Annotated in this window: 28 protein-coding genes, 2 tRNA genes and 1 riboswitch; of the genes, 21 read left to right on the plus strand and 9 right to left on the minus strand. The window is 61.1% G+C overall.

What is annotated here, in order from left to right; translation table 11 throughout:
* Positions 1-16: 16 nt before the first annotated feature.
* Genes pduH through pduA form a run of 7 tightly spaced genes read right to left on the minus strand, consistent with a single transcriptional unit; the run spans position 17 to position 6,202 of the window.
* Positions 17-367, minus strand: coding sequence for a propanediol dehydratase reactivase beta subunit PduH (pduH, locus tag ABLU73_RS02550; RefSeq protein WP_023319057.1), 351 nt, complete (start codon positions 365-367; stop codon positions 17-19).
* Positions 357-2,189 (minus strand): propanediol dehydratase reactivase alpha subunit PduG, encoded by a 1,833-nt coding sequence (gene pduG / locus ABLU73_RS02555; protein ID WP_135730588.1) that lies wholly within the window; start codon positions 2,187-2,189, stop codon positions 357-359. The genes pduH and pduG overlap by 11 nt, the downstream gene beginning before the upstream one ends.
* A gap of 15 nt (positions 2,190-2,204) precedes the next feature.
* Positions 2,205-2,726, minus strand: a complete 522-nt coding sequence (gene pduE, locus ABLU73_RS02560; protein ID WP_043520826.1) for a propanediol dehydratase small subunit PduE — start codon at positions 2,724-2,726, stop codon at positions 2,205-2,207.
* 14 nt (positions 2,727-2,740) lie between these two features.
* Positions 2,741-3,415, minus strand: a complete 675-nt coding sequence (pduD, locus tag ABLU73_RS02565) for a propanediol dehydratase medium subunit PduD (protein ID WP_264923718.1) — start codon at positions 3,413-3,415, stop codon at positions 2,741-2,743.
* A 10-nt stretch (positions 3,416-3,425) separates the two neighbouring features.
* Positions 3,426-5,090 (minus strand): propanediol dehydratase large subunit PduC, encoded by a 1,665-nt coding sequence (gene pduC, locus ABLU73_RS02570; protein ID WP_004105132.1) that lies wholly within the window; start codon positions 5,088-5,090, stop codon positions 3,426-3,428.
* Between the two features lie 18 nt (positions 5,091-5,108).
* The gene (gene pduB, locus ABLU73_RS02575) at positions 5,109-5,921 is read right to left on the minus strand and encodes a propanediol utilization microcompartment protein PduB (RefSeq protein WP_004205485.1); all 813 of its coding nucleotides are present in this window, start codon (positions 5,919-5,921) and stop codon (positions 5,109-5,111) included.
* Positions 5,918-6,202 carry a propanediol utilization microcompartment protein PduA gene (pduA, locus tag ABLU73_RS02580; RefSeq protein ID WP_001183618.1) on the minus strand — a complete coding sequence of 95 codons (285 nt, stop codon included), beginning with the start codon at positions 6,200-6,202 and terminating at the stop codon, positions 5,918-5,920. Before pduA ends, pduB begins: the two co-directional genes overlap by 4 nt.
* A 525-nt stretch (positions 6,203-6,727) precedes the next feature.
* Between pduA and pduF the strand changes: the two genes are divergently transcribed.
* From pduF to cobT, 21 genes are all read left to right on the plus strand, one after another.
* Positions 6,728-7,528 (plus strand): propanediol diffusion facilitator PduF, encoded by an 801-nt coding sequence (gene pduF / locus ABLU73_RS02585; RefSeq protein ID WP_004105118.1) that lies wholly within the window; start codon positions 6,728-6,730, stop codon positions 7,526-7,528.
* A gap of 188 nt (positions 7,529-7,716) precedes the next feature.
* Entirely contained in the window at positions 7,717-8,628 is a 912-nt protein-coding gene (pocR, locus tag ABLU73_RS02590; RefSeq protein ID WP_004205486.1) for a regulatory protein PocR, read from the plus strand.
* 280 nt (positions 8,629-8,908) lie between these two features.
* Positions 8,909-9,087: riboswitch (cobalamin riboswitch) on the plus strand.
* A gap of 92 nt (positions 9,088-9,179) precedes the next feature.
* Entirely contained in the window at positions 9,180-10,556 is a 1,377-nt protein-coding gene (locus tag ABLU73_RS02595; RefSeq protein WP_043520813.1) for a cobyrinate a,c-diamide synthase, read from the plus strand.
* Positions 10,553-11,512 carry an adenosylcobinamide-phosphate synthase CbiB gene (cbiB, locus tag ABLU73_RS02600; protein WP_244344758.1) on the plus strand — a complete coding sequence of 320 codons (960 nt, stop codon included), beginning with the start codon at positions 10,553-10,555 and terminating at the stop codon, positions 11,510-11,512. The genes ABLU73_RS02595 and cbiB overlap by 4 nt, the downstream gene beginning before the upstream one ends.
* A 10-nt stretch (positions 11,513-11,522) precedes the next feature.
* Complete coding sequence (locus ABLU73_RS02605; RefSeq protein WP_004205491.1) at positions 11,523-12,158, plus strand: cobalt-precorrin-8 methylmutase; 636 nt, start codon at positions 11,523-11,525, stop codon at positions 12,156-12,158.
* The gene (cbiD, locus tag ABLU73_RS02610; protein WP_004205492.1) at positions 12,155-13,294 is read left to right on the plus strand and encodes a cobalt-precorrin-5B (C(1))-methyltransferase CbiD; all 1,140 of its coding nucleotides are present in this window, start codon (positions 12,155-12,157) and stop codon (positions 13,292-13,294) included. The genes ABLU73_RS02605 and cbiD overlap by 4 nt, the downstream gene beginning before the upstream one ends.
* On the plus strand, positions 13,288-13,893 hold the full coding sequence (locus ABLU73_RS02615; RefSeq protein WP_109938188.1) for a cobalt-precorrin-7 (C(5))-methyltransferase: 606 nt from the start codon (positions 13,288-13,290) through the stop codon (positions 13,891-13,893). The genes cbiD and ABLU73_RS02615 overlap by 7 nt, the downstream gene beginning before the upstream one ends.
* Complete coding sequence (locus ABLU73_RS02620) at positions 13,883-14,452, plus strand: decarboxylating cobalt-precorrin-6B (C(15))-methyltransferase (RefSeq protein WP_080838210.1); 570 nt, start codon at positions 13,883-13,885, stop codon at positions 14,450-14,452. The genes ABLU73_RS02615 and ABLU73_RS02620 overlap by 11 nt, the downstream gene beginning before the upstream one ends.
* A complete protein-coding gene (locus ABLU73_RS02625; protein WP_053810000.1) occupies positions 14,445-15,218 on the plus strand; it encodes a cobalt-precorrin-4 methyltransferase in 774 nt (257 codons plus the stop codon). The genes ABLU73_RS02620 and ABLU73_RS02625 overlap by 8 nt, the downstream gene beginning before the upstream one ends.
* Positions 15,199-16,254, plus strand: a complete 1,056-nt coding sequence (gene cbiG / locus ABLU73_RS02630) for a cobalt-precorrin 5A hydrolase (protein WP_260768348.1) — start codon at positions 15,199-15,201, stop codon at positions 16,252-16,254. The genes ABLU73_RS02625 and cbiG overlap by 20 nt, the downstream gene beginning before the upstream one ends.
* Positions 16,254-16,979: a precorrin-3B C(17)-methyltransferase gene (locus ABLU73_RS02635; protein WP_117124595.1), complete on the plus strand. Its 726-nt coding sequence runs from the start codon at positions 16,254-16,256 to the stop codon at positions 16,977-16,979. The genes cbiG and ABLU73_RS02635 overlap by 1 nt, the downstream gene beginning before the upstream one ends.
* A complete protein-coding gene (locus ABLU73_RS02640) occupies positions 16,976-17,761 on the plus strand; it encodes a cobalt-precorrin-6A reductase (protein WP_057213103.1) in 786 nt (261 codons plus the stop codon). The genes ABLU73_RS02635 and ABLU73_RS02640 overlap by 4 nt, the downstream gene beginning before the upstream one ends.
* Positions 17,762-17,771: 10 nt before the next feature.
* Entirely contained in the window at positions 17,772-18,566 is a 795-nt protein-coding gene (locus ABLU73_RS02645) for a sirohydrochlorin cobaltochelatase (RefSeq protein ID WP_017899205.1), read from the plus strand.
* Positions 18,563-19,273, plus strand: a complete 711-nt coding sequence (locus ABLU73_RS02650) for a cobalt-factor II C(20)-methyltransferase (RefSeq protein ID WP_087770891.1) — start codon at positions 18,563-18,565, stop codon at positions 19,271-19,273. The genes ABLU73_RS02645 and ABLU73_RS02650 overlap by 4 nt, the downstream gene beginning before the upstream one ends.
* Positions 19,273-20,010 (plus strand): cobalt ECF transporter S component CbiM, encoded by a 738-nt coding sequence (cbiM, locus tag ABLU73_RS02655; protein WP_004205506.1) that lies wholly within the window; start codon positions 19,273-19,275, stop codon positions 20,008-20,010. The genes ABLU73_RS02650 and cbiM overlap by 1 nt, the downstream gene beginning before the upstream one ends.
* A gap of 1 nt (position 20,011) precedes the next feature.
* The gene (locus ABLU73_RS02660; RefSeq protein ID WP_004205507.1) at positions 20,012-20,293 is read left to right on the plus strand and encodes an energy-coupling factor ABC transporter substrate-binding protein; all 282 of its coding nucleotides are present in this window, start codon (positions 20,012-20,014) and stop codon (positions 20,291-20,293) included.
* The gene (locus ABLU73_RS02665; protein WP_049092081.1) at positions 20,280-20,957 is read left to right on the plus strand and encodes an energy-coupling factor ABC transporter transmembrane protein; all 678 of its coding nucleotides are present in this window, start codon (positions 20,280-20,282) and stop codon (positions 20,955-20,957) included. The genes ABLU73_RS02660 and ABLU73_RS02665 overlap by 14 nt, the downstream gene beginning before the upstream one ends.
* A gap of 8 nt (positions 20,958-20,965) precedes the next feature.
* A complete protein-coding gene (locus tag ABLU73_RS02670; RefSeq protein ID WP_023319040.1) occupies positions 20,966-21,790 on the plus strand; it encodes an energy-coupling factor ABC transporter ATP-binding protein in 825 nt (274 codons plus the stop codon).
* Positions 21,787-23,310 carry a cobyric acid synthase gene (locus ABLU73_RS02675; protein WP_264923717.1) on the plus strand — a complete coding sequence of 508 codons (1,524 nt, stop codon included), beginning with the start codon at positions 21,787-21,789 and terminating at the stop codon, positions 23,308-23,310. Before ABLU73_RS02670 ends, ABLU73_RS02675 begins: the two co-directional genes overlap by 4 nt.
* The gene (gene cobU, locus ABLU73_RS02680) at positions 23,304-23,849 is read left to right on the plus strand and encodes a bifunctional adenosylcobinamide kinase/adenosylcobinamide-phosphate guanylyltransferase (protein WP_004205511.1); all 546 of its coding nucleotides are present in this window, start codon (positions 23,304-23,306) and stop codon (positions 23,847-23,849) included. Before ABLU73_RS02675 ends, cobU begins: the two co-directional genes overlap by 7 nt.
* Positions 23,850-23,892: 43 nt before the next feature.
* Positions 23,893-24,948, plus strand: coding sequence for a nicotinate-nucleotide--dimethylbenzimidazole phosphoribosyltransferase (cobT, locus tag ABLU73_RS02685; RefSeq protein WP_023319039.1), 1,056 nt, complete (start codon positions 23,893-23,895; stop codon positions 24,946-24,948).
* A gap of 96 nt (positions 24,949-25,044) precedes the next feature.
* Here the strand turns inward: cobT and ABLU73_RS02690 are convergent.
* Both ABLU73_RS02690 and ABLU73_RS02695 read right to left on the minus strand, forming a co-directional pair.
* Positions 25,045-25,121, minus strand: a tRNA-Met gene (locus tag ABLU73_RS02690).
* 33 nt (positions 25,122-25,154) lie between these two features.
* Positions 25,155-25,231, minus strand: a tRNA-Met gene (locus ABLU73_RS02695).
* Between the last annotated feature and the right edge of the window lie 62 nt (positions 25,232-25,293).

Here is a 25,293-nt window from a genome sequence, read left to right on the forward strand (position 1 = left end):
GCAGTTCTCCTGTTGCTTAGCTATTCAGATCCCGGAAAGGGATCCCTTTGACCAGCCGTGCCGCGTTATTACCGGTATTGCGATGGGCCTGACTGTCCTGATGATGCATCAGCGTAAAAAGCGGCGCCGATGCGGGTAAATTCTTGTAGTGCACGACCAGCGTATGGCGATCGCAGGCGATGCCCACCAGCAGCGGCGAGCTGCGCGCCGCCTGCCAGGCGCTGTCCACGACATCCCCGGCCGGGTGATGCTGGAGCATGAAAGGAATGCCTTCCTCTTCAATGCCCAGCAGCACTTCGCGCCACAAGCCGTCGCAGCCGTCGATGGCGGTAATGACGATGGCCGGGGCGGTGTGATTACTGTCCATGTGCAAACTCCTTATGCCAGGAGAGAATCAGCCCGGTAGCTACCGCGTTTCTTGGGCCTTCGCTGCCGCGAATATTTCCTCGCCCGGCCACCAGCCGGTAGTGCGCCAGCGCATCGGTGACCAGCTGAGGGATCTCAAAATCGAGGGACGAGCCGCCCACCAGCACCACGAAGGGGATATCGCGAATGTTGCCGGTCGGGCTGACCTGGCGCAGCGCGCGCAGGGCGTTGGTGACAAAGACGCGCTCTTTGGCGCTGCGGCGAATGGCGCGCACTTTTTCCAGCGCTAAGTCGCCGGGAAGCGGCACCAGTTCGTCCGGTTTCACCACGCAGACGCGGGCGAATACGGCGGGGGGCAGCGGCGTGGAGAAGAACTGCACGCTGCCGTCTTCGTGGCGCAAATGGAACAGGCTTTCGACCTTAGCCAGCGGGTATTTCTTGATCTCTTCCGCCAGGTAGCGATCCTCCAGCCCCAGCTCGCGGGCAATGATCATGGTGACCATATCGCCAGCTCCGGCGAGGTGAGCGGCGATGATTTCGCCTTTGGGGTTGATGATGGAGGCATCGGTGGAGCCTGCGCCGAGGTCGAGGATCGCCAGCGGACGCGTGGTGCCGGGGGTGGTCAGCGCGCCGAGAATGGCGGCTTCGGCCTCTGCGCCGCCGATCTGCACGTCGATATTGAGCTTCTGCTCGATCTCGCGGGCAATCATCGCCATCTGCAAACGGTCAGATTTCACCATGGAGGCGATGCCCACGGCCTGCTCCAGCGAGAACTCCCCGGCAAGACCGCCGGTGACGCTCACCGGAACCGAGGTGTCAACGGCCAGCAGATCCTGAATAAAAATCTCGCTGCTGGGCTTGTTGGTCAGCTCGGCCATGGTCTGGCGCACGTGTTCCAGCATGCCGCCGATATTGGTCCCCGACTCGCCGGTGACGTTATCGAGTTTGCCGCAGCCGTCGACCGCTTTCATGATGGCTTCGGCGCCGGCGGCGACATCCACGCGCACGCTCCGGCCCTGGGCCAGCAGCTCAATGTTACCGGCGGGTATCGCGCGCGCTTTGACGTCACCGGATGGCGTTTTGACCACCACGGCGGAACGGTTGCCAATCAGCGCTCGCGCCATCGGGACGATGTTTTTCGTCTCCTCGGCGTTGAGGTGGAATACGGTGGCGATGCCGTAGGGGTTAGAGAGCGTTTCGATGACCTTCCCCGGGACGGCGACCTCAATTGCCGCCAGCATCCCCAGCGGAATGCGGTCGATGTACAGCACTTCGTCAACGATCGGCAGCGGTTTTTCCAGCCGGTTGCTGACCAGCACGCCATCGTCACGTTGCAAAATGACGCCGGTAATCTGATATCCGGCGCGCAGGGAAGCGTTAATCACGCTGGCGATATCGGCAAAGTCAAACGCCGACGACACCACCAGGATATAGGGCGCGTCCGCCGGGCGGGTTAACAGCTCCTGCGGCGTAATGGTGATGCCCACGCCAAGCCCCGCGCCGCCGGGCGTTTTCGGGTTATGGCCGATCATGGTTGATTCGGTGATGATGGTTTCGGTAATGGTTTCCATCGCCACATCGCCAATCACCGGCGTCGCTTCGTTAATGCGGATGAGCGAAATATCGCTGACACTGATCCCCGCGCGCTTTGCGACCAGCGCGAGGGCCTCCTGAATGCCGAACACGTTACGCAACGTGCCTTTGATCCCGGTGGTTTCCGCCAGCGCGCTGTGCGTAATCGTCAGCGCGCCAGCCTCATTCAGGGTCGCCAGGGCGACTTCCGTCGATGAGTTGCCGATATCAATGCCAGCTATATATCGCATCACATGCCCCTGTAATTAATCGTCGCCCTTGAGTTTTTTACGCTCGACGTACAGCGTTGCCGCTTCGCGAACGAAAGCGGCGCAGATCTTCGCCTGGTAGCGGCTTTCGAGATCGTCGGCGATCGTCAGCAGCTCCTCTTTCGTCGAGCGATAGGGGCGGAGGGCGTTGTAGATTTCAAGAATGCGATCGTCCGGTACCGCGGTCAGTTCGGCGGCGCGTTCGAAGTTCATCGCCAACCGGTCGCGGCCCGCGTCCCTGGCGATAGAAGCCTGTAAGCGCAGCGTTTCCGGGGTAATACGCATATCCTGAGCGGTAACGTTGTTGCTCAGCACGTTTTCCAGCGTAAAGTCGTCCAGCGTTTTATTGGTGGCGGTTTTCACCCATTCCGGGTGCTTATTCGCCAGCGGGTAGTCGCTGACCTTTGCGCTACGGGGCGCGCCGCCAGCCGCCGGAGCCGCCGCTGGCGCCTCGCCCTGCAGGCTGTTCATACGGCTTAATACGTCGCGCACCATCGATTCAATTGCGTCGGTATTCATGGAGTTATCCTTTATCAAAGCGCCACGCGCAGTTCCTGCGGTTTTTTGCCCGTCACCACGTACTTGGTCTCTTTAATGTGCAAAATGGCCGATTTCGCCTGGTATTTTGGCCGCGCCATCTGGTCGTTCAGCGTCGGGACCGGCTGCGGCGATTCGCGTTTCGCATAGCGGGCGGCGTTTTTACCAATCTGGCGGTAGGTTTCCAGGGTCAGCAGCGGCGCCTGGGGGAACAGCTCCAGGTTAGAGAGCGGCGGCAGCCCCTGCTGGTGAATCACCGTGGTGCCTTTTGACTGGATGCCGATAGAGATGCCGGAACCGCTCAGGCGGTTGCCTTCAACGGCGACGAAGGCCACGTCGGAGGATTTAAAGCAGCGAATCACGCGCGCCTTAATGCCTTCTTCTTCAATACCGGCAATCACTTCGCGCAAAATGCTCTTATGCGGTATGCCGACGATATTGACGGTCTGCGCCAGGCCGAAAGCCGGGCCGACGGCGATAATCACTTCGTCCTGCTGCGTGCCCTGACGCGCTTCGCCCACTTCCGTCAGGAAGCCGTCGGCAGCAGGCGCGGTTGCCTGCGGCGCAGTCGAGGCCGCCGGCGCATGAAACGAGACCGGTTTATCGCTGCCCTTCATTTCGCTAAGCACTTCTTCAATTATCTGGCGCAGCAATTTTTCATTAATTTCCATTTCTCACCCCTTAATCAATCTCGTTGGGATCAAGAGCGCCAGGGATGTTTTTAATCTCTTCCCAGCGTTCGCCCTGCAGGCGATAGCCCGTTGCCGGACCGGCATAATCGTTAACGTCGTTGACGGCTGATAGCACCTGTCCGTCGCCGACGATAATGGCGGAGGTATGCAGATAGTCCCCGGTCAGCTTGGCTTTCTGGATGTTGAGCATGTCCTGGGCCACGTCGGTGAACCCGCCCTGCGCCAGCGCTTTCACCACTTCCAGTCCGTTGCGGTTTTTATTGATGATCTCCTGGGCGAACTTGATGTCTTCGACGATGTTGCGCTCCGGCATATCTTTCGAACCGTGGGCGTAGGTCGCGGCTTCCACTTCTTCATCGGTAATCGGCGGCAGCCCCATTCCGGCAAACACGGCCTGCAGCGCGCGGGCGGCTTTGTTACGGATGGCGATAACATCTTCTTCGCGAACCGGACGCAGACCGCCGTCGACCTTCAGGTCGCGCTGGATAACGTTGTAGTCGTCAAAGTCTTCGGCATCTTCGTTGGAACCGGCGAACATGTTGTCGTAGTTCGGCACCGCGGAATAACCGGAGGAGATGAAGTCGGTTCCCGGCAGGAACTGCATCAGCAGGCGCGCGGTACGACGCATATCGGAGTGGGTGAAGGTCTGGTCGTTACTGGAGGCGCACTCCAGATCCAGCGACGAACAGATCAGGTTTTCCGCCAGCACAGCGCGAATGCCTGACGGCACCGCAGACGGTACGCCGATGCAGCTTACCGAGCCGTTTTGCAACCCCTGAACGCCGGCGGCTTTGGTGATGTAGATGCAGCGCGCTTCCAGATAAAGCATGGATTTGCCTTCGGCGTAGCCCATCTGCACTTCGGAGCCGGAGCCGGAGGTGAAGCGCATTTTCAGGCCGCGAGAGGCGTAGGAGGAGGCGAGGAAGCCCTTCGACCACGGGGTGTCGTCGCCGTCGGTAAAGACCGGTTCGGTACCGTAGACGGAGATGGTTTCGGCGTAGCAGGTGTGGCCCAGCATGCCGAGCTTGAGCTCGGTGGCTTCTTCCAGCGAGCACTGAGTCAGTACGCCCGGGCGGCCTACCTGCGAGCCGACCAGCAGCGCGATGGCGTTAAACGGCGCATAGCGCGCGACTGCAACGGTGGTTTCCTGTTCGTCAAATCCGCGCCATGCGCCTTCGGCGGCGTCGGCGGCAATCTGTACCGGGTTATCTTTGACGTTGGTGACGTGCGCCTGCTGAGACGGGGTACGGCGTGCGCGCATTTTCTGCATCGCCATCATCATCTCAACCACGTTCATATGCGAAACCACTTCGACAATTTTCGCCGGCGTCATCGCGGTGGTCAGCGGGACGATTTCGCTACGCTTGACGTTCGGATCGCAGAGCATATTGGCCAGTTTGACCGAATCCATCGCCATCACTTCTTCGGCGCGATTCAGGTTGATACCGTAGCGGGCGATAAAGTGGTCGATCAGGTCAAAATCGCTCACCGGTTTCCCGTCCAGCTCGGTCACCGCGCCGTTAACGATTTTTATCGACGGTTTCGGATCGTTCGGGCTTTCCATCGCGATAAAGCCTTCTTCGATCCACTCCTTAACGAAGCCGTCCTGATTCACAGGGCGTTTCGCCAGCGCTTCAAATCTTTTCGATCTCATGAATCAGCCTCGCGGGTATCAGATGTAGGAGGGGCGATCGTTTTTCGGTTCAGCACCGAGGGTCGCAAGGACGGTTTTACCGATTTCGCGCGCGGAGGTGACTGCCTGGCGGACCGCGCCGGAGTCGCCGGAAATCACCAGGATGGCTTCGTTACTGAAGCTGGTGCCGTGCGCCGGAGAGCTATACGCCACGACTTCTACGTTGGCTGACTTCAGGGCGGTATCGGCCATCAGCACGCCAACGGAGGCCGGTGCGCCGACGATAATGCCGCAGGCGCGGCCAATCGGCGCGCCGAAGGCTTTTTCCAGGGCGTAGCTGGCGCGGGCGGTGTACTGCAGCTCGATATGTCCGGCTTCATTGCCGTAAACATCGCCAAAGGTGCGGTCGAGCTCTTTCAGGGCGACTTCGATACCGCGCTTAACGTCGGAAACGTCGTTGCCGCCTAAAATAATCAGCGAACCGTGGCCCGCGCCGCCTTTGGTATCACGCGGAAGCTCAATGCTGACCACTTCGGTGTTGGTGGCTTTCACCGCTTCGTCCGCCGCCATAATGTGCGGACCTGCGCCGGTGCGGGCGCCGAGAATGCCGATGGAGCGATAGCGCTTCTCAAGCTTCATCGCATCCAGCAGGGCGGTATCGACGTTCGCGATAACCAGGCCCAGGGTGTCGCCAATGGCGGTCCCGACAAATTCCGTTAAACTGCAGCTTTTTTCTGCCATAGCTGTCTCTCGTATTGGATGGTTTTCAGTAGGGATGGCCTGCTGTTCCGGCGTTGCCACACGGGCAATCACCTGAGCCATGATCTGTTCAACCAGCTCATTGCTGCTCATTGGCTAATTCCCTTCGGTAAGATTTTTTCTACATCGGTGTGAGGGCGTGGGATGACGTGTACGGCTTTCACTTCTCCCACGTTACGTGCGGCGGCGGCACCGGCATCGGTGGCCGCTTTCACCGCGCCAACGTCGCCGCGCACGATGACGGTGACCAGCCCGGAGCCAATCTTTTCATAGCCCACTAACATCACATTGGCTGACTTAACCATTGCATCAGCGGCCTCTATGGCTGCGGTTAAGCCTTTGGTTTCTACCATTCCTAGTGCTTCTTGTTGCATAAAGACCTCGCATGGAGTGTTCCGATAGTGGGGACTATAAGAAGATGCGAGGAAAAAGAATGGCTGACTTCAATGTGATGGTGAAAAAATAGTGGGTATTGGATAATATAAAATTGTCTTTTATTTATTTAAGTGTTTGATGTTAATTAATATTTTTATTTGTGTTGATGTGATTATCTTGTTTTGTATATTCCATATTTACAAATTTGTTCATGACGATTTCAATTTTATCTGCTATGCGCGAGAAACTGATTTGTGATGTTTGTTGGAAAACGATGAGCTGGTTTTAGCAATATTTTTGCATGCCATGGTGGTGGCATAATGGCGAAAGCCGCGCGTGAGCAATGCAATTCTGCGTTATTTAATGACAATAATTTGTTATTGATGCCCGAATTTTCCGGAGGCTGCCGTCAGCAGGTTGCCAACAATTTGCGGACGGGAGTTCATATAGTGGTGCCCGTTGTACTCTACTGCCAGCAGGATGTTGGCTGGTCAGGACACGAACTCTGCTAAGAAGGTGTCATAATGAATGATTCGTTAAAAGCGCAATGTACCGCCGAGTTTTTGGGCACCGGGCTATTTTTGTTTTTCGGCATCGGCTGCCTGAGCGCGTTAAAGGTGGCGGGAGCCAGCCTCGGACTGTGGGAGATATGCATTATCTGGGGGCTGGGGATCTCGCTTGCCGTGTATCTGACTTCGGGGATCTCCGGCGGCCATCTCAACCCGGCGGTGACCGTCGCGTTATGGCTGTTTGCCTGCTTTCCCGGACGCAAAGTTTTCCCCTATATCGTTTCACAGGTTGCCGGCGCCTTTGGCGGCGCGGTGCTGGCCTATGTGTTGTACAGCACGATGTTTACCGAGTTTGAATCCGCCCACCATATCGCGCGCGGCAGCGTAGAGAGCCTGCAGCTGGCGAGTATTTTCAGCACCTACCCGGCGGCATCGCTGAGCATCTGGCATGCGGCGCTGGTTGAAGTGGTGATCACCTCCATGCTGATGGGGATGATTATGGCGCTGACCGACGACGGCAACGGCGTACCGAAAGGGCCGCTGGCCCCGCTGCTGATCGGCCTGCTGGTGGCGGTCATTGGCGCTTCAACCGGGCCGCTGACCGGCTTTGCAATGAATCCGGCGCGTGATTTTGGGCCGAAGCTGTTTACGTGGATGGCGGGTTGGGGCGATATCGCGATGACCGGCGGAAGGGATATACCGTACTTTATTGTGCCGATTATTGCGCCGCTGATCGGCGCCTGTCTCGGCGCGGCCATCTATCGTTATCTGATTGGTAATAATCTACCGTGTAATACCTGTAAATTAGAGGATTAATGCATCCGCTGAAATAGCGAAAAATTTTCATGAACCGGTATCACGAACTGGCTAAAAACGTCTCCCACGGATGGGAGACTTTTGCTATCGTAATATTCTTTTATCGTTGGCGGTAAATGATGATGAAAGGAAGTGAATATTAAAGAAATGTTTTATTTATAACAAAAAATTAACTGAGAGGTTTTATCATGATTTCTGCGAGCACACTGAACTCAGAACTCATTAATAAAATCGCACAGGATTTTGCGCAGGCCACCAGTCTGGCGGTTGTGGTTGTCAATATTCACGGTGATGAAATATCTGAACTGTTTAACTTCACCCCTTTCTGCCAGCTGATGCGCCAGCACCCCCAGCACAGCTCCCGCTGTCGCATGAGCGACCGCTGCGGCGGCCTCGAGGCCTCGAAAACCGATGCGCTCTGTATCTACCGCTGCCACGCCGGGTTAACCGATTTTTCCATTCCGCTGGTTATCGCCGGGCACCTTGTGGGCTTTGTGCTCTGCGGCCAGGTTCGTCTGAGCAACGATATCGAACTGGTGGACATCCTTAACGTGGATGACCGCTGGCAGGACGATCCGGCGCTGGTTCAGGCGTTCCGCGATGTGCCTGAGATGGACTATTCGCGGGTTATCGCCTCTGCGGATCTGCTCAAGCTGATCGTCGAGAATTGCCTGAAAAAACAGCTTAACTTCGTGGTTATCAAGGATAACCCGCCGCAGAACGACCCGGCGCAGAGCAGCCGGGCGGCCTCGCCGCACGATGGCAAAATGAAGAAGGCGCTGCGCTATATCGACGCGCATCTCTCTGATGAACTGCGTCTGGAGGAGGTGGCGGCGCACGTCTATCTCAGCCCGTACTACTTCAGCAAATTGTTTAAAAAATATCAGGGGATCGGCTTTAACGCCTGGGTCAATCAGCAGCGGATGGCGAGCGCAAAAGAGCTGCTTTGCCACAGCGACTGGAGCATTGCCAGCATTGCGCGGAATTTAGGTTTTTCGCAAACCAGCTATTTTTGTAAAGTGTTTCGCCAGACCTATCAGGTAACGCCGCAGGCGTTTCGTCAGCAAATTAATGCCGGATCACAAACTGAGTCATTTTAAATGACAATATTTTGCTATTGCCGATTTTTGATATCCCGGAGTATCTTCATCATTATAAAATGAAAAAAACGACAGTAGAGCAATAAATTGTCATAGCGCAACAAAATAATGATATTCGAGGGATAAACTACACCAGTTTTTATTTTTGTGATGGGATAGAGTGTCCGTTAATACGAGACCGATGATTATTCAAAACCGCTTCACTCCGCAGGCGTCATTCTGGCGGGGGATAAGGCGGTAAAAGTAAGCTTGAAACATTAACCGCCGATGCAGGGCGCATCGGCGAATAAAACCGACAGGTTCGACACCAGTTTGGTGTCAGGGAAGGGGGTGTCAATCCCCCGCAGCCCCCGCTGCTGTGATGCTGACGACCCCGTAAAAACCACTGATCGTAAGATTGGGAAGGGCGGGCGAGAACGAAGCTAAGCCAGAAGACCTGCCTGCCGGTAACAGACCAACAACTTCGGTGGGAAGTGGGTGGCTTAGCGGTGCGTGGTCGCAGGACCAGGCATGCGCGCAGCTATACTCTGACCACCTGAACAGGACAGGGTATGGCAACCAGGCGTGCGTTCATTCTTGCGGGTACCGGTAGCGGTTGTGGCAAAACCACCGTGACGCTCGGCCTGCTCAGCTTGCTCCAACAGCGCGGTTTGCGGGTGCAACCCTGTAAAGTGGGGCCAGACTATTTAGACACCGCCTGGCACACCGCCATCAGCGGCGTCGCCTCCCGCAATCTCGACAGCTTTATGCTTCCCGCCCCGATACTCAACGCGCTGTTTGCCGACCAGCTGCAGCAGGCCGATATCGCAGTCATTGAAGGGGTGATGGGCCTCTATGACGGCTACGGCACCGACCCCAACTACTGCAGCAGCGCGGCGATGGCCAAACAGCTTGGCTGCCCGGTGATTTTGCTGGTGGATGGCAAAGCGGTCTCGACCTCCATCGCCGCCACGGTGATGGGCTTTCAACATTTTGATCCGGCCCTCAATATCGCCGGCGTGATCGTTAATCGCGTCAACAGCGACACCCACTTCCAGCTGCTGAAAAGCGCCATTGAGCGCTACTGCCAGGCGCCGGTGCTCGGTTATGTGCCGCGCGTGGAAGGCGTGGCGCTGCCCGAGCGGCATCTGGGGCTGGTGACCGCCCGCGAGTCGGTGGTTAATCAACAGGCATGGCGGGATTTTGCCAGCCTGCTGGGGCGCACCCTCGACATCGACCGGCTGCTGTCCCTCAGCGAACTGGCGAACCTGCCGGCCGGCGAGTGGGGGGAGCAGCTTGCCGCCGACGCCGGCGAAGGGCTGACGCTGGCCCTCGCCGACGACGAGGCCTTCAATTTTTATTATCCCGATAACCTGGCGCTGCTGGTCCGCTGCGGCGTGAAGATCGTGCGCTTTAGCCCGCTGCGCGATCGCCAGCTGCCGGCCTGCCAGATGATCTGGCTTGGCGGCGGCTACCCGGAGCTGCACGCGGCCGGCCTGTCAGCCAACCAGGAGATGCTGGCGCAGCTCCGCGCGGCGCACCGGCGCGGGGTGGCGATCTACGCCGAGTGCGGCGGCCTGATGTATCTGGGCTCCGCCCTGGAGGTCACCGGCGGCGAGCGCTATGCGATGGCGGATATCATTCCCGGCTACAGCCGGATGGGGACGCGTCTGACCCGGTTCGGCTACTGCGAAGCGCAGGCGCAGCAGCAGACGCTGCTGGCCGCCCCCGGCGAGTGGCTGCGCGGCCATGAATTTCATTACTCCGATTTTACTCCCGCCACCGCCGCCGTGCTGGCCTGCCGTAAACAGCGGGACGGCAAGACGCTTCAGCAGTGGCAGGGAGGATGGCAGTCCGGCAGCGCCTTTGCCAGCTATCTCCATGTCCATTTTGCCCAGCGACCCACCATGCTCAACCACTGGCTGCAGGCGGCAAGGAGGACGCTATGACTCTTCTCGCCTGGTGTGTGGCCTGGATACTCGATGTCGTCATTGGCGATCCGCCGCATTGGCCGCATCCGGTGCGCTGGATAGGTCGTCTGATCAACATCAGCCAGCGCGTGGTGCGGCGGGTCTGCCATAGCGAGCGGGCGCTGCGCATTGGCGGCGGGGTGATGTGGCTGGTGGTGACCGGCCTGACGTGGGCTGTGGCCTGGGGCGTACTGGCGCTGGCGCGCGGGATCCACCCCTGGCTGGGATGGTTGGTGGAGGTATGGATGATCTTCACCGTGCTGGCGGGGCGCTGTCTGGCGCAGTCGGCGCGGGACGTCGAGCGACCGCTGCGCGCGGGGGATCTGGCGGAAAGCCGTAGCAAGCTGTCGTGGATTGTCGGGCGCGACACCACACAGCTCCAGCCGCAGCAGATTAACCGCGCGGTGGTGGAAACCGTGGCGGAAAACACCGTCGACGGCATTATCGCGCCGCTCTTCTTCCTGCTGCTCGGCGGCGCGCCGCTGGCCATGGCCTATAAGGCGGTCAACACCCTCGATTCCATGGTCGGCTATAAGCACGAAAAATACCGGGCGATCGGCATGGTCAGCGCCCGCCTCGATGATGTCGCCAACTTTATCCCCGCTCGCCTGAGCTGGCTGCTGCTTAGCCTCGCCGCCGTGGTATGTCGGGAAGATGGCGCCCGGGCGCTGCGGACGGGCTGGCGCGATCGCTATCAGCACAGCAGTCCTAACTGCGCCTGGCCAGAAGCGACCGTCGCCGGCGCGCTGGGGATCCGCCTTGGCGGCCCGAACGACTACTTCGGCCAGCGCGTTGAAAAACCCTGGATAGGCGACGCCGTCCGCGACATTGCGGTGGACGATATTTCCCGAACCATTCGATTGATGTGGGTGGCGTCAACCCTGGCGCTGGCGCTGTTTATCGGCCTGCGCTACTGGCTGGTCGGCGCGGCCTGAGGAGAACCTGATGCAGTACATACAACAACCGCAGGCGATTGAGGCGAAAAGCTTCGACATTATCAGCGAGATCATCGCCGAAACGCGACCGGACTACCGTTTCGCCAGCCCGCTGCACGAGGCGATTATCAAGCGGGTGATCCACACCACCGCTGACTTCGAGTGGCTGGATATTCTGTGGTTTTCTCCGGATGCCCTGATCGCTCTGAGCGAGGCGCTGAGCCGGCCCTGCACCCTGTATACCGATACCACCATGGCGCTGTCCGGGATCAACAAAACCCTGTTAGCCCGCTTTGGCGGCGAATGCCGCTGCTATATCAGCGACCCGCGGGTGGTGCGCGAGGCGCAAAGCCGGGGGATGACCCGCTCGATGGCGGCGGTGGATATTGCGGTGCAGGAGCCCGGGGAGAAAGTGTTTGTCTTTGGCAATGCGCCAACTGCGTTGTTTCGCCTGCTGGAACACCGCGAAACGGCCATCGGCGGCGTGGTGGGGGTGCCGGTCGGGTTCGTCGGCGCCGCGGAGTCGAAAGCGGCGCTCAGCGAGAGCGGCCTGCCGGCTATCGCTGCGCTCGGCCGCAAAGGGGGAAGCAACGTGGCGGCAGCAATTGTGAACGCCCTGCTGTACCACCTGCGGGAGGCGCAATGAGCGATCAGGCCTTTGACGACCCGGTGTGGCATCACGGCAAAGCCCTGCGCAAGGGCTACACCACCGGCTCGTGCGCCACGGCGGCGGCTAAGGTGGCGGCGCTGATGGTGATGCGCCAGCACCTCATTCATCAGGTCTCCATTGTCACCCCTTCCGGCGTGACTCTGTGCCTTAACGTCGAGTCGCCGCACGTCGAAGGGCAGCAGGCGATCGCCGCGATTCGTAAAGACGGCGGCGACGACGTTGACGCCACCCACGGGATGCTGATTTTCGCCCGCGTGACGCTCGACGACTCCGGCGAGATAACCCTGCGCGGCGGCGAAGGTGTCGGCACAGTCACCCGCAAAGGGATCGGCCTGCCCATCGGCAGCCCGGCGATTAACCGCACCCCGCGCCACACCATCGAGTCGGCGGTGCGCGAGGCGATTGGCCCGTCGCGCGGGGCGACGGTAGAGATTTTCGCCCCGGAGGGCGAGGTGCGGGCGCAAAAAACCTATAACGCGCGGCTGGGGATCCTCGGCGGGATTTCGATTATCGGCACCACCGGGATCGTCACCCCGATGTCGGAAGAGAGCTGGAAGCGCTCGCTCTCCCTCGAGCTGGAGATCAAACGCGCCGCCGGACTGGAGCGCGTGGTGCTGGTGCCGGGGAACCACGGCGAGCGCTTCGTACGTGAGCAGATGGGCATCGACTCGCAGGTGGTGGTCACCATGAGCAACTTCGTCGGCTACATGATTGAAGAGGCCGTGCGCCTCGGGTTCCGTCAGATCGTGCTGATTGGCCATCCCGGCAAGTTGATTAAAGTCGCCGCCGGGATCTTCCATACCCACAGCCATATCGCCGATGCGCGCATGGAAACGCTGGTCGCGCATCTGGCGCTGCAGGGGGCACCGCTGGCGCTGCTGCAGCTGGTGAGCGAATGCGATACCACCGAAGCGGCGATGGAGCACATCGACGCGTACGGTTTTCAGCCTATCTATAACCATCTTGCTGAACGCATCTGTCTGCGGGTGATGCAGATGCTGCGCTTTACCAAAGCGCCGCCCGTCTGCGACGCCATCATGTTCTCCTTTGATAACAAGGTTCTCGGCAGCAATCGGCCGATCGCCGAGATTGCGCGGGAGATGTCATGTTAACGGTGGTCGGCATGGGGCCGTCAGGCCTGCATTTGATGACGCCGGCGGCGCAAGATGCGGTCGCCAGCGCGGATGCGCTGGTAGGCGGTAAGCGGCATTTAGAGCAGTTCCCCGGATTTCGCGGCGAACGGTTTGCGCTGGGCGCCAATATTGCCGAACTGCTGGTCTGGCTCGGCGAACGCGCAGCGCAGAAGGTGGTGGTGCTGGCCTCAGGCGACCCGCTCTTTTACGGCATCGGCACGCGGCTGATCGCCCACTTTGGCATCGAGCGCGTGCGCATTATCCCCGGCATCAGCGCGGTGCAGTATCTCTGCGCGAAGGCCGGTATCGATATGAACGATATCTGGCTGACCAGCAGCCACGGACGGGACGTCTGTTTTGATGAGCTGGCGCGCCAGCGCAAGGTGGCGATGGTGACCGACGGGCGCTGCGGGCCGCGGGAAATCGCCGCCCAGCTGGCGGCGCGGGGTAAAGGGTATCGCTGGATGGTGATTGGCGAAAATCTGGCGATGGATAACGAGCGGATCCACTGGCTACCGGTCAGTGAGGTCGATGCCGAATTTGAGATGAACGCGGTGGTGATCCTCGATGAAAGATGAGCTTTTTCTGCGCGGCGAGAAGGTGCCGATGACCAAAGAGGCGGTTCGCGCGCTGGCGCTGGCCAAACTTGAGCTACACCGGGCAAGCCACTTGATTGATATCGGCGCCGGTACCGGCAGCGTGTCGATTGAGGCGGCGCTGCAGTATCCCTCTTTGCAGGTAACCTCCATCGAACGCAACCCCGCGGCTCTCCGGCTGCTGGACGAAAACCGCCAGCATTTCGCCTGCGGCAATATTGAGATCCTGCCCGGCGAAGCGCCGATGGTGATGACCGAACGCGCCGACGCCATTTTTATGGGCGGCAGCGGCGGCCGCCTCGACGAGCTCATTGACTGGTCGTGGCAGCAGCTCTATCCCGGTGGCCGTCTGGTGATGACTTTTATCCTGCAGGAGAACCTGAATGCGGCTCTCGACTATCTGCAGCAGCGGGGGATTACACAGATTGATTGCCTGCAGCTGAACGTCTCATCGCTGACCACGCTGGGCAGCGGCCACTACTTCAAACCCCATAATCCCGTTTTTGTCATCGCCTGTCAGAAGGAAGGAAACCATGGCTAAGACTTTTGATCCCCATTGCGTGTGGTTCGTCGGCGCCGGTCCTGGCGATTGCGAACTGATTACTCTCAAAGGCTACCGTCTGCTGCAGCAGGCGCAGGTGGTGATCTACGCCGGGTCGCTGATTAACACCGAGCTGCTGGCCTACTGTCCGCCACAGGCGGAGTGTCACGACAGCGCCGCGCTGCATCTGGAGCAGATCCTCGATCTGATGGAAGCGGGCGTGAAGGCGGGAAAAACGGTGGTGCGCCTGCAGACGGGGGACGTCTCGCTGTACGGCTCGGTGCGCGAGCAGGGCGAAGAGCTGACCCGCCGTGGGATCCGCTGGCAGGTGGTGCCGGGCGTCAGCGCCTTCCTCGGCGCGGCGGCGGAGCTGGGGGTGGAATATACGGTGCCCGAGGTATCGCAAAGTCTGATTATTACTCGTCTGGAAGGGCGCACGCCGGTTCCTGCGCGCGAACAGCTGGAGGCCTTTGCCAGCCACCAGACCTCGATGGCGATTTACCTGTCGGTGCAGCGTATTCACCGGGTGGCGGAGCGGCTGGTGGAGGGCGGCTACCCGGCGACCACCCCGGTCGCGGTGATCTATAAGGCCACCTGGCCGGAAAGCCAGACCGTCCGCGGAACCCTTGCGGACATCGGCGATAAGGTACGCGACGCCGGGATCCGCAAAACGGCGCTGATCCTCGTCGGTCCCTTCCTCGGCGATGAGTATCACTACTCCAAACTGTACGCAGCGGATTTTAGCCATGAATACCGTAAAGCCTGAATCCATTGCCCTGTTTTGCCTGACGCCCGGCGGCGTGCGGCTGGCAAAAAGGCTGGCGGCGATGCTGCCGCTCACCTGCTACACCAGCGAGGCGCTGCAGGAGGAGGGGTTTATCCCCTTCAACGGCGGCTTTGCCAGCGCTGCCCGCGAGGCGTTCAGCAGCTTTTCGGCGCTGATTTTTATCGGCGCCACCGGGATTGCCGTGCGGGTGCTGGCCCCGCTGGTGAATGACAAGCTCAGCGACCCGGCGGTGGTGGTGATTGATGAGCGCGCCCGGCACGTCATCAGCCTGCTCTCCGGCCATGCCGGGGGGGCGAATGCCCTGACCCGCTATCTCGCCGGGATGCTCGGCGCCGACCCGGTGATCACCACCGCAACCGACGTCAACGAGTTGGCCGCCCTCGACACACTGGCTGTTGAGCTGAACGCCCGGATGACCGATTTTCGCGCGACGGTGAAAACCGTCAATCAGATGCTGGTGAGTGGTAAGCGGGTGGGACTGTGGTGCGACGCTGAATTTACCGAGGCGCTAAGCCGCTGCGACCAGCGCGGCTTTATTTCGGTGAGGGACCTTACGCGCTTGCCGTCGCTCGACGCGCTGATCTGCATCACCGTGCGCCGATCGCTGCCGCCGCTGCCGATACCTCACTGGAAGCTGGTGCCCCAGCGGGTGGTGGCGGGGATCGGCTGCCGGCGCGACACCCCCTGCGCGCTGCTCAGTACGCTGCTGGAGCGACAGCTTGCTGCCCAGCGCCTTGACCCACTGGCGTTGAAAGCGATCGGCAGCGTGAGCCTGAAGGCAAACGAGCCGGGGCTCCGCCAGCTGGCTCATCGCTGCCGGGTGCCGTTCGAAACCTTCAGCGCCGAGGCGCTGCGCGAGCACGAGCACCGCTTTCCGGCCTCGTCTTTTGTCCGGGAGACGGTCGGCGTCGGCAGCGTCTCCGGCCCGGTGGCCTGGCTGCTGAGTCAGGGAAACCTGTCCGGCGAAACCCTGCGCGAGCAGGGCGTCACTATTACTTTGGGAGTTTCACACTGATGTTAAGCGTAATCGGAATTGGCCCTGGCTCGCAGGCGATGATGACCATGGAAGCCGTGGAGGCCCTGCAGGCGGCGGAGATTGTGGTGGGCTACAAGACCTACACCCACCTGGTAAAAGCCTTTACCGGTGACAAGCAGGTGATCAAAACCGGCATGTGCAAAGAGATTGAACGCTGCCAGGCGGCCATCGAGCTGGCGCAGGTCGGGCACAACGTTGCGCTGATCAGCAGCGGCGACGCCGGCATCTACGGCATGGCGGGGTTGGTGCTGGAGCTGGTTAATAAGCAGCGGCTGGACATTGAGGTCCGCCTGATCCCGGGGATGACGGCCAGTATCGCCGCCGCCTCGCTGCTCGGCGCGCCGCTGATGCATGATTTCTGCCATATCAGCCTCAGCGATCTGCTGACGCCGTGGTCGGTGATTGAAAAACGCATTGTCGCCGCCGGGGAAGCGGACTTCGTTATCTGTTTTTACAACCCCCGCAGCCGCGGCCGCGAAGGGCATCTGGCGCGCGCCTTTGCGCTGCTGGCGGCCAGCAAAAGCGCGGATACGCCGGTGGGCGTAGTGAAGTCCGCCGGGCGTAAAAAGCAGGAGAAATGGCTGACCACCCTCGGGGAGATGGATTTCGCCCCGGTGGATATGACCAGCCTGGTGATCGTCGGCAACAAAGCGACATACATCGATAACGGTCTGATGATTACCCCGCGAGGCTACGCGCTGTGAACCACGGCGACGTGCTGGTTATCGGAGGCACCAGCGATGCGCGGGCGATCTGCCAGCAGTTGGACGCCGCCGGCGTGCGCTACACCCTGTCGGTGGCGACCTCCACCGGCGAGCGGCTGGCCGGCGCTATCCGTGGCCAGATACGCTGCGGGCGCATGGAGTGGCAGCAGATGGCGGAGTGGCTGAAGGCGCAACGCACCCGCTGGGTGATCGATGCCTCTCACCCCTACGCCGAGGTGGTTAGCGAGAATATTGTACGCGCCTGCGCCAGCGTCGGAGTCTTGCTCAGCCGCTATCAAAGGCCGGAGCAGCTGAGCGATCTGCGCCATCCGCTTCTTCACGTCGTCGGCGATCTGAACGAGGCCTGCGCGGTAGCCCATCGCCTCGGCGAGCGGATCCTGCTGACCACCGGCAGCAAAGATCTGGCGGCCTGGCGGGCGGGGCTGGCGGAGAAAACGCTGCTTGCCCGGGTGCTGCCGGTGCCGGAGGTAGTTCAGCACTGCAGCGAACTGGGATTTGGCGTGGGGGAGATCTTTGCCCTCTGCGGGCCGTTCAGCGCTGAATTTAACGCCGCCTTTTATCGCCAGTGCCGGGCCGACGTCGTGGTGACGAAAGCCTCGGGGGCGGAAGGGGGCTATCAGGAAAAAGTACAACCCTGTCTCGATGCGGGGATCCCCTGCATCGTCATTACCCGTCCGGCGCCGCTGGTGACGGGCGATGAATTACTGCAAAGCCAGGCCGATTTCGCTGCGCGGCTGACGCGCTGGCTGTCGGCGACTTGAGGAACAGGATATGAAAAAAGCACTTCTGGTGGTGAGCTTTGGCACCAGCTATCACGACACCCGCGAGAAGAACATCGCCGCCTGCGAGCGCGATCTGGCCGCCAGCTGCCCGGACCGCACGCTGTTTCGCGCCTTCACCTCGGGGATGATTATTCGCAAACTGCAGCAGCGCGACGGCATCCATATCGATACCCCGCTGCAGGCCCTGCAAAAGCTGGCCGAGCAGGGGTACCAGGATGTGGCGATCCAGTCCCTGCACATTATCAACGGCGACGAGTACGAGAAGATCGTTCGCGAAGTGCAGAGCATGCGCCCGCGCTTTCAGCGTCTGACGCTGGGCGCGCCGCTGTTGAGCGGTCATGGCGATTACGTGCAGCTAATGCAGGCCCTGCGCCAGCAGATGCCGCCGCTGGCGGCGACGGAACGAGTGGTATTTATGGGGCATGGCGCTAGCCACCACGCCTTCGCGGCCTACGCCTGTCTGGATCATATGATGGCGGTGCAGGGTTTTCCGGCGCGGGTGGGGGCGGTGGAAAGCTATCCCGAAGTGGACATCGTGATTAACGAACTCGCTCGCCAGGGCGTGACCGGCGTGCACCTGATGCCGCTGATGCTGGTGGCCGGCGACCACGCCATTAACGATATGGCCTCGGACGAAGAGGACTCCTGGAAAACGCTGTTCAACGCCGCCGGTATCACGGCAACGCCGTGGCTGAGCGGGTTAGGGGAAAATCCGGCGGTGCGGGCGATGTTCGTCGCCCATCTGCAGCAGGCGCTGAATAACGCGATGGAGAAAGCAGCATGAGCGGCAAACTGTACGCCCTGAGCACCGGGCCGGGGGCGGCCGATCTGATCACTGTGCGTGCGGCGCGGATCCTCGGCCAGCTGGATGTGCTGTATGCGCCAGCCGGTCGCAAAGGCGGCGACAGCCTGGCCCTCTCCATCGTGCGCGAGTACCTTGGCGCACACACGGAGGTCCGCTGCTGCTATTTTCCGATGAGCGCCGACAGCGCGGAAAAAGAGGCGGTGTGGAACGATGTCGCCGCGGCGCTGGCCCAGGAAGTGGCGGCGGGCAGGCAGGTCGGATTTATCACCCTCGGCGATGCCATGCTGTTCAGCACCTGGGTCTTTCTGCTGCAGCGGATTGGCTGCCCGGACTGGCTGGAGATTGTCCCTGGCGTTACCTCCTTCGCCGCCATTGCTGCGCGGGCGAAAACCCCGCTGGCCATGGAGCAGCAGTCGCTGGCGGTGATCTCCTGCACCGCGCCGGAAGCGGACATTGCCGCGGCGCTGCGCCAGCATGACAGTTTGGTTCTGATGAAAGTCTACGGCCGCTTCGCCCGCATTAAGGCGCTGCTGGCGCAGGCGGGGCTGCTGGATGCGGCGCTGATGATGTCAGAGGCCACCCTGCCGGGTGAGCAGTGCTGGCGCAGCCTGCGCGAGGTCAGCGATGATCAGCCGCTGCCCTATTTCTCGACCATCCTGGTTAACAAACAGTGGGAGGAGGCGTAATGAATCAGGTGCAATCGCTGAAGCAGCTTTCGTATGGGGGGCTGGCGGCTGCTGTTCTGCTGATCATCGTCCCGCAGGAGGCGTTCGCCATGCATATCATGGAAGGCTTTTTGCCGCCGATGTGGGCGCTGGCGTGGTGGCTGCTGTTTTTACCCTGCCTGTGGTACGGCCTGGTGCGCCTGCGGCGTATCGTCCAGGAAGAGAGCAATCAGAAGGTGCTGCTGGCTCTCTGCGGGGCGTTTATTTTTGTTCTTTCGGCGCTGAAGATCCCGTCGGTGACCGGCAGCTGCTCGCATCCCACCGGCGTTGGTCTGGCGGTGATCCTCTTCGGGCCGGGCGTAGTGGCGGTGCTGGGGGCGATCGTTCTGCTGTTCCAGGCGCTGCTGCTGGCGCATGGCGGCCTGACCACCCTTGGCGCCAACGGGATGTCGATGGCGGTGATCGGTCCGATGGTCGGCTATCTGGTGTGGAAGCTGGCCTGTCGGGCGGGGATCCGTCGCGATGTCGGGGTCTTTCTCTGCGCCATGCTGGCGGATCTGATGACCTACTTTGTCACCTCCGTCCAGCTCGGGGTGGCCTTTCCCGATCCGGCAACCGGAGCAGGTGGATCGATCGCCAAGTTTATGGGCATCTTCTGCCTGACGCAGATCCCGATCGCCATCGCGGAAGGGTTGCTCACCGTGATGATCTACGATCAGCTAACCAAACGGCGACTGATCGCCGCGGAGGGACATTAATATGAAAAAGACCCTGATCCTGTTGGCGATGGTGGTCGCCCTGATGATCCTGCCATTTTTTATTAACCACGGCGGCGAGTTTGGCGGCTCGGACGGCGAAGCGGAGAGCCAGATCCAGGCGGTGGCGCCGGATTATCAACCCTGGTTCCAGCCGCTATATGAACCGGCGAGCGGCGAGATTGAGAGCCTGCTGTTTACCCTGCAGGGCTCGCTGGGCGCGGCGGTGATTTTTTACATTCTTGGATATGCGAGGGGCAGACAGCGCCGTGATGACCGGGTTTGACCGACTCAGCTACCAGAGCCGCTGGCTGCAGGTGGCGCCAGAGCGGAAGTTTCTGCTCTGGCTGCTGCTGATGGCGCTGGCCTTTACGCTGCCGGCGTGGGGCCAGGCGCTGACGCTGGCGCTAACCGCCGCGCTGACCTGCTGGCTGCTACGGGTCTCATTCAAGCGCTGGTGCCGCTGGATGGCGCTGCCCTTTGGCTTTTTGCTGGTCGGCGTGCTGACCATTCTGTTCAGCGTCAGCCGCGACCCGCAGATGCTGTTAGCGAGCTTTCGGCTGGGCGCTTTCTCGATAGGGATTTCCGCCCAGGGGCTGGCCGTGGCCGGGGAGACTTTCTGGCGCAGCCTGGCGGCGATGGCGGCGACGCTCTGGCTGGTGCTCAATCTGCCTTTCCCGCAGTTGATTATTTTACTCAAGCGCGGTCGTGTACCGCGACTGCTGACGGAGCAGATCCTGCTGACCTGGCGCTTCATTTTTATTCTGTTGGACGAGGCGATGGCGATTCACCGCGCGCAAACCCTGCGTTTTGGCTATGGTAGCGTGCCGCAGGGCTATCGCTCGCTGGCGATGCTGGTGGGACTGCTGTTCACCCGCGTCCTCCTGCGCTATCAACAGATGAGCACGGCGCTGGATATCAAATTGTACCAGGGTGATTTTCACCTCTAAGGATAAGTATGCTTGCCACAACCGATCTCTGGTTTCGCTATCAGGATGAGCCGGTGCTTAAAGGGCTGACGCTGGATTTTTCCCGCCATGCGGTGACCGGCCTGGTGGGGGCCAACGGCTGCGGAAAGTCGACGCTGTTTATGAACCTGAGCGGCCTGCTGCGCCCGCAGAGCGGGGCGGTGCTATGGCAGGGAAAACCGCTGGACTACAGCAAGCGCGGCCTGCTGGCGCTGCGCCAGCAGGTGGCGACGGTGTTTCAGGATCCGGACCAGCAAATCTTCTATACCGATATCGATAGCGATATCGCTTTTAGTCTGCGTAACCTCGGGGTGGCGGAAGAGGAGATCGCCCGCCGGGTGGACGAGGCGCTGACCCTCGTCGATGCCCAGGGATTTCGCCAGCAGCCGATCCAGTGCCTCAGTCATGGGCAGAAAAAACGGGTGGCGATCGCCGGGGCGCTGGTGCTGCAGGCGCGCTACCTGCTGCTTGACGAGCCCACCGCGGGCCTCGATCCCCGCGGGCGCGCGCAGATGATCGACATCATCAAGCGCATTGCCGATCGCGGCAACCACGTGGCGATCTCCAGCCACGATATCGATCTGATCTATGAGGTGAGCGACGCCGTTTACGTTCTGCGGCACGGCGAAGTGCTGGCCGAAGGGGAACCCGGCGAGGTGTTTGCCTGCGCGGAGACCATGGCCCGGGCGGGATTGACCCAGCCGTGGCTGGTGAAACTTCATAGCGAACTGGGGCTGCCGCTGTGTAAAACCGAAGCGGAGTTTTTTCAGCGGATGCGCAACGATGCGATAGGCGCGATTAAGGAGGCGTCATGACGCTGGCGATTATGTTACAGGGCACCGCTTCCGACGTCGGGAAAAGCGTGCTGGTGGCGGGACTGTGCCGCATTTTTTATCAGGATGGACTGCGCACCGCGCCGTTTAAATCACAGAATATGGCGCTGAACTCCGGCATTACGCCGGATGGCAAAGAGATGGGCCGGGCGCAGATTTTCCAGGCCGAAGCAGCCGGGATCGCCCCGGATGTCCGCATGAATCCGATTTTGCTCAAGCCCACCAGCGACCGTCAGGCGCAGGTGGTGCTGATGGGGGAGGTGGCGACCAGCATGGACGCGGTGAGCTATCACCAGTACAAGCCACGCCTGCGCGAGCAGATCCTCGCGGTCTACCAGAGCCTGGCCGGGGAGTATGAGGCGCTGGTGCTGGAAGGGGCCGGCAGCCCAGCGGAAATTAACCTGCGCGACCGCGATATCGTCAATATGGGCATGGCCGAAATGGCGCAGTGCCCGGTGATCCTGGTGGCCGACATCGACCGCGGCGGGGTATTTGCCGCGATTTACGGCACGCTGGCGCTGCTGCAGCCCGAGGAGCGAGCGCGGGTGAAAGGCGTGATTATCAATAAATTCCGCGGCGATGTGGCGCTCCTGCGCTCGGGGATCGAGCAGATCGAGGCGTTGACCGGCGTGCCGGTGCTGGGCGTTATGCCGTGGCTTGAAGTTGACCTTGAGGATGAGGACGGCGTGGCGCTGCAGGCCGGGAAATACCACCGCACCGACCGGCGCGATATCGACATCGCCGTCGTTCACCTGCCGCATATCGCCAATTTTACCGACTTTAACGCCCTGGCGGCGCAGCCTGACGTCCGGGTGCGCTATGTCCGCGACCCGCAGGCGCTGGCCGACGTCGACCTGGTCATTCTCCCGGGCAGTAAAAATACCCTCGGCGATCTGTGCTGGCTGCGTGAAAGCGGCATGGCGCACGCGGTCGAGCAGGCCCGGCAGCGCAAGGTGCCGCTGCTGGGGATCTGCGGCGGCTATCAGATGCTCGGCGATACCATTATCGATGAGGTGGAGTCTGGCCTTGGCACCCAGCCCGGACTGGGGGTGCTGAAGACCGTGACCCACTTCGCCCAGCGCAAAACCACCACTCAGGTGCAGGCGACCCTGGAGGCTAACCTCCCGGACTGGTTAGCCGACGCGGCGGGGCTGCGGGTCAGTGGCTACGAAATTCATATGGGCGAGACGCGCCGCGAGGCAGGCTGCGCGCCGCTGCTGCTGCTGCATAAAGCGGGACAGTCAGTGGCAGACGGCGCGTTCAGCGACGACGGCCTGGCGTTCGGCACCTATCTCCATGGCCTGTTCGACAGCGATGCATTTACCCGCGCGCTGGTTAACGGCCTGCGTCAGCGCAAAGGGCTGGCGCCGCTGGACAGCGCCCTTGAGTATGCCCGCTATAAAACCCGCCAGTTTGACCTGCTGGCCGATGCCATGCGCGAACATATCGCCATCGATCAAATTTACGCCATCATGCGCCAACATCAGGAGCCCCTATGCTGACTTTAGTGACCGGCGGCGCGCGCAGCGGCAAAAGCCGCCATGCCGAGGCGCTGATTGCCGATGCGCCGCAGGTTTTATATATCGCCACCTCGCAAATCTTTGACGACGAGATGGCCGCAAGGATCCAGCATCATCGCGACGGCAGGCCCGCCCACTGGCGCACCGCCGAGCGCTGGCAGCAGCTTGATGAACTGATCACCCCGGATATCGCCCCAGAGGAGGCGATTTTGCTGGAATGCATTACCACCATGGTCACCAACCTGCTGTTCGCGCTCGGCGGCGACAGCGACCCCGACGGCTGGGATTACGCTGCCATGGAGCGGGCTATTGATGACGAAATTGGCGTGCTGATTGCCGCCTGTCAGCGCTGCCCGGCGCACGTCGTGCTGGTGACCAACGAGGTGGGGATGGGCATTGTGCCGGAGAACCGCCTGGCGCGGCATTTTCGTGATATCGCCGGGCGGGTCAATCAGCGCCTGGCGGCCGCGGCAGATGCGGTCTGGCTGGTGGTCTCCGGCATCGGCGTCAAAATCAAATAACTCAATCGCTGGCCGACCGGGCCAGCCCTGGCAGGGATTCTGTATGCAAAGCGTAAACGAGGTACTGCGGGCGATCCCCGCGCCGGACGCCGACGCCATGGCGCGGGCACAGCAACACATCGACGGCTTACTCAAGCCCCCCGGCAGCCTCGGGCGTCTGGAGGCGCTGGCGGTGCAGCTGGCGGGAATGCCCGGCCTGGGCGGCCAGCCGCAGGTGGCGAAAAAGGCTCTGCTGGTGATGTGCGCCGACCATGGGGTATGGGACGAAGGGGTGGCGATTTCGCCGAAGGCGGTCACGGCCATCCAGGCCGCCAATATGACCCGCGGCACCACCGGCGTCTGCGTGCTCGCCGCCCAGGCCGGGGCGCAAGTGCACGTGATTGATGTCGGGATCGATAGCGAACCGCTGCCCGGCGTGGTGAATATGCGGGTGGCGCGGGGCTGCGGCAATATTGCCCGCGGCCCGGCCATGAGCCGCGAGCAGGGGCAGGAGCTGCTGCTGGAGGTGATGCGCTACACCCGCGCGCTGGCGCAGGAGGGCGTGACTCTGTTTGGCGTCGGCGAACTGGGGATGGCCAATACCACGCCGGCGGCGGCGATGGTCAGCGTCCTGACCGGCAGCGATGCGCAGGAGGTGGTTGGGATTGGCGCCAATTTGCCGCTGGCGAAGGTTGGCAACAAGGTGGAGGTCGTGCGGCGGGCTATCGCCCTTAATCAGCCCGACCCGAAGGATGGCCTCGACGTGCTGAGCAAAGTCGGTGGATTTGATCTGCTGGGGATGACCGGCGTCATGCTGGGGGCGGCGTCCTGCGGGCTGCCGGTGGTGCTGGATGGCTTTCTCTCTTACGCGGCGGCGCTGGCGGCGTGCCGGATAGCGCCGGCGGTAAAACCGTATCTGATCCCGTCCCACTATTCGGCGGAGAAGGGGGCGCGTATCGCGCTGGCGCACCTCGGACTCGAACCGTATCTCAATATGGGTATGCGGCTGGGGGAAGGCAGCGGCGCGGCGCTGGCGATGCCGATCGTCGAGGCGGCCTGTGCGATGTACCATCGCATGGGCATGCTGGCGGCCAGCAATATTGTGTTACCTAAGGGGTAAGCAGGAGATGGGGGCGGCAATGGCCGTTCCCGTTTTCGGCAGAGGTTTTGCCGGCGGCAGAAACAAAAAAAACACCCTTGAGGGTGTTTATGATGTTGGTTGCGGGGGCCGGATTTGAACCGACGACCTTCGGGTTATGAGCCCGACGAGCTACCAGGCTGCTCCACCCCGCGTCACCGTACTGCTTTACTTCATCAAATTTTAATTGGTTGCGGGGGCCGGATTTGAACCGACGACCTTCGGGTTATGAGCCCGACGAGCTACCAGGCTGCTCCACCCCGCGTCCGTGGAAGCGCACTATACTCCGCTAGCGAGATGATGCAACCTTTTTTCGACCAAATCGAC

Source organism: Klebsiella sp. GG_Kp175 (genome assembly GCF_040062325.1).
GTDB lineage: Bacteria > Pseudomonadota > Gammaproteobacteria > Enterobacterales > Enterobacteriaceae > Klebsiella > Klebsiella quasipneumoniae.

Excerpts from the sequence above, each read along its gene's own strand:
- ABLU73_RS02635 (WP_117124595.1), top strand. The coding sequence starts at position 16,254 with ATGTTAAGCGTAATCGGAATTGGCCCTGGCTCGCAGGCGATGATGACC.
- pocR (WP_004205486.1), top strand. The coding sequence starts at position 7,717 with ATGATTTCTGCGAGCACACTGAACTCAGAACTCATTAATAAAATCGCA.
- pduE (WP_043520826.1), bottom strand. The coding sequence starts at position 2,726 with ATGAATACCGACGCAATTGAATCGATGGTGCGCGACGTATTAAGCCGT.
- ABLU73_RS02620 (WP_080838210.1), top strand. The coding sequence starts at position 13,883 with ATGAAAGATGAGCTTTTTCTGCGCGGCGAGAAGGTGCCGATGACCAAA.
- ABLU73_RS02650 (WP_087770891.1), top strand. The coding sequence starts at position 18,563 with ATGAGCGGCAAACTGTACGCCCTGAGCACCGGGCCGGGGGCGGCCGAT.
- ABLU73_RS02660 (WP_004205507.1), top strand. The coding sequence starts at position 20,012 with ATGAAAAAGACCCTGATCCTGTTGGCGATGGTGGTCGCCCTGATGATC.
- pduC (WP_004105132.1), bottom strand. The coding sequence starts at position 5,090 with ATGAGATCGAAAAGATTTGAAGCGCTGGCGAAACGCCCTGTGAATCAG.
- cobT (WP_023319039.1), top strand. The coding sequence starts at position 23,893 with ATGCAAAGCGTAAACGAGGTACTGCGGGCGATCCCCGCGCCGGACGCC.
- ABLU73_RS02605 (WP_004205491.1), top strand. The coding sequence starts at position 11,523 with ATGCAGTACATACAACAACCGCAGGCGATTGAGGCGAAAAGCTTCGAC.
- ABLU73_RS02670 (WP_023319040.1), top strand. The coding sequence starts at position 20,966 with ATGCTTGCCACAACCGATCTCTGGTTTCGCTATCAGGATGAGCCGGTG.
- pduB (WP_004205485.1), bottom strand. The coding sequence starts at position 5,921 with ATGAGCAGCAATGAGCTGGTTGAACAGATCATGGCTCAGGTGATTGCC.
- ABLU73_RS02625 (WP_053810000.1), top strand. The coding sequence starts at position 14,445 with ATGGCTAAGACTTTTGATCCCCATTGCGTGTGGTTCGTCGGCGCCGGT.
- pduH (WP_023319057.1), bottom strand. The coding sequence starts at position 367 with ATGGACAGTAATCACACCGCCCCGGCCATCGTCATTACCGCCATCGAC.
- ABLU73_RS02665 (WP_049092081.1), top strand. The coding sequence starts at position 20,280 with ATGACCGGGTTTGACCGACTCAGCTACCAGAGCCGCTGGCTGCAGGTG.
- cbiM (WP_004205506.1), top strand. The coding sequence starts at position 19,273 with ATGAATCAGGTGCAATCGCTGAAGCAGCTTTCGTATGGGGGGCTGGCG.
- cbiG (WP_260768348.1), top strand. The coding sequence starts at position 15,199 with ATGAATACCGTAAAGCCTGAATCCATTGCCCTGTTTTGCCTGACGCCC.
- ABLU73_RS02645 (WP_017899205.1), top strand. The coding sequence starts at position 17,772 with ATGAAAAAAGCACTTCTGGTGGTGAGCTTTGGCACCAGCTATCACGAC.
- cobU (WP_004205511.1), top strand. The coding sequence starts at position 23,304 with ATGCTGACTTTAGTGACCGGCGGCGCGCGCAGCGGCAAAAGCCGCCAT.
- pduD (WP_264923718.1), bottom strand. The coding sequence starts at position 3,415 with ATGGAAATTAATGAAAAATTGCTGCGCCAGATAATTGAAGAAGTGCTT.
- pduA (WP_001183618.1), bottom strand. The coding sequence starts at position 6,202 with ATGCAACAAGAAGCACTAGGAATGGTAGAAACCAAAGGCTTAACCGCA.
- ABLU73_RS02615 (WP_109938188.1), top strand. The coding sequence starts at position 13,288 with ATGTTAACGGTGGTCGGCATGGGGCCGTCAGGCCTGCATTTGATGACG.
- cbiD (WP_004205492.1), top strand. The coding sequence starts at position 12,155 with ATGAGCGATCAGGCCTTTGACGACCCGGTGTGGCATCACGGCAAAGCC.
- pduG (WP_135730588.1), bottom strand. The coding sequence starts at position 2,189 with ATGCGATATATAGCTGGCATTGATATCGGCAACTCATCGACGGAAGTC.
- ABLU73_RS02595 (WP_043520813.1), top strand. The coding sequence starts at position 9,180 with ATGGCAACCAGGCGTGCGTTCATTCTTGCGGGTACCGGTAGCGGTTGT.
- pduF (WP_004105118.1), top strand. The coding sequence starts at position 6,728 with ATGAATGATTCGTTAAAAGCGCAATGTACCGCCGAGTTTTTGGGCACC.
- cbiB (WP_244344758.1), top strand. The coding sequence starts at position 10,553 with ATGACTCTTCTCGCCTGGTGTGTGGCCTGGATACTCGATGTCGTCATT.
- ABLU73_RS02675 (WP_264923717.1), top strand. The coding sequence starts at position 21,787 with ATGACGCTGGCGATTATGTTACAGGGCACCGCTTCCGACGTCGGGAAA.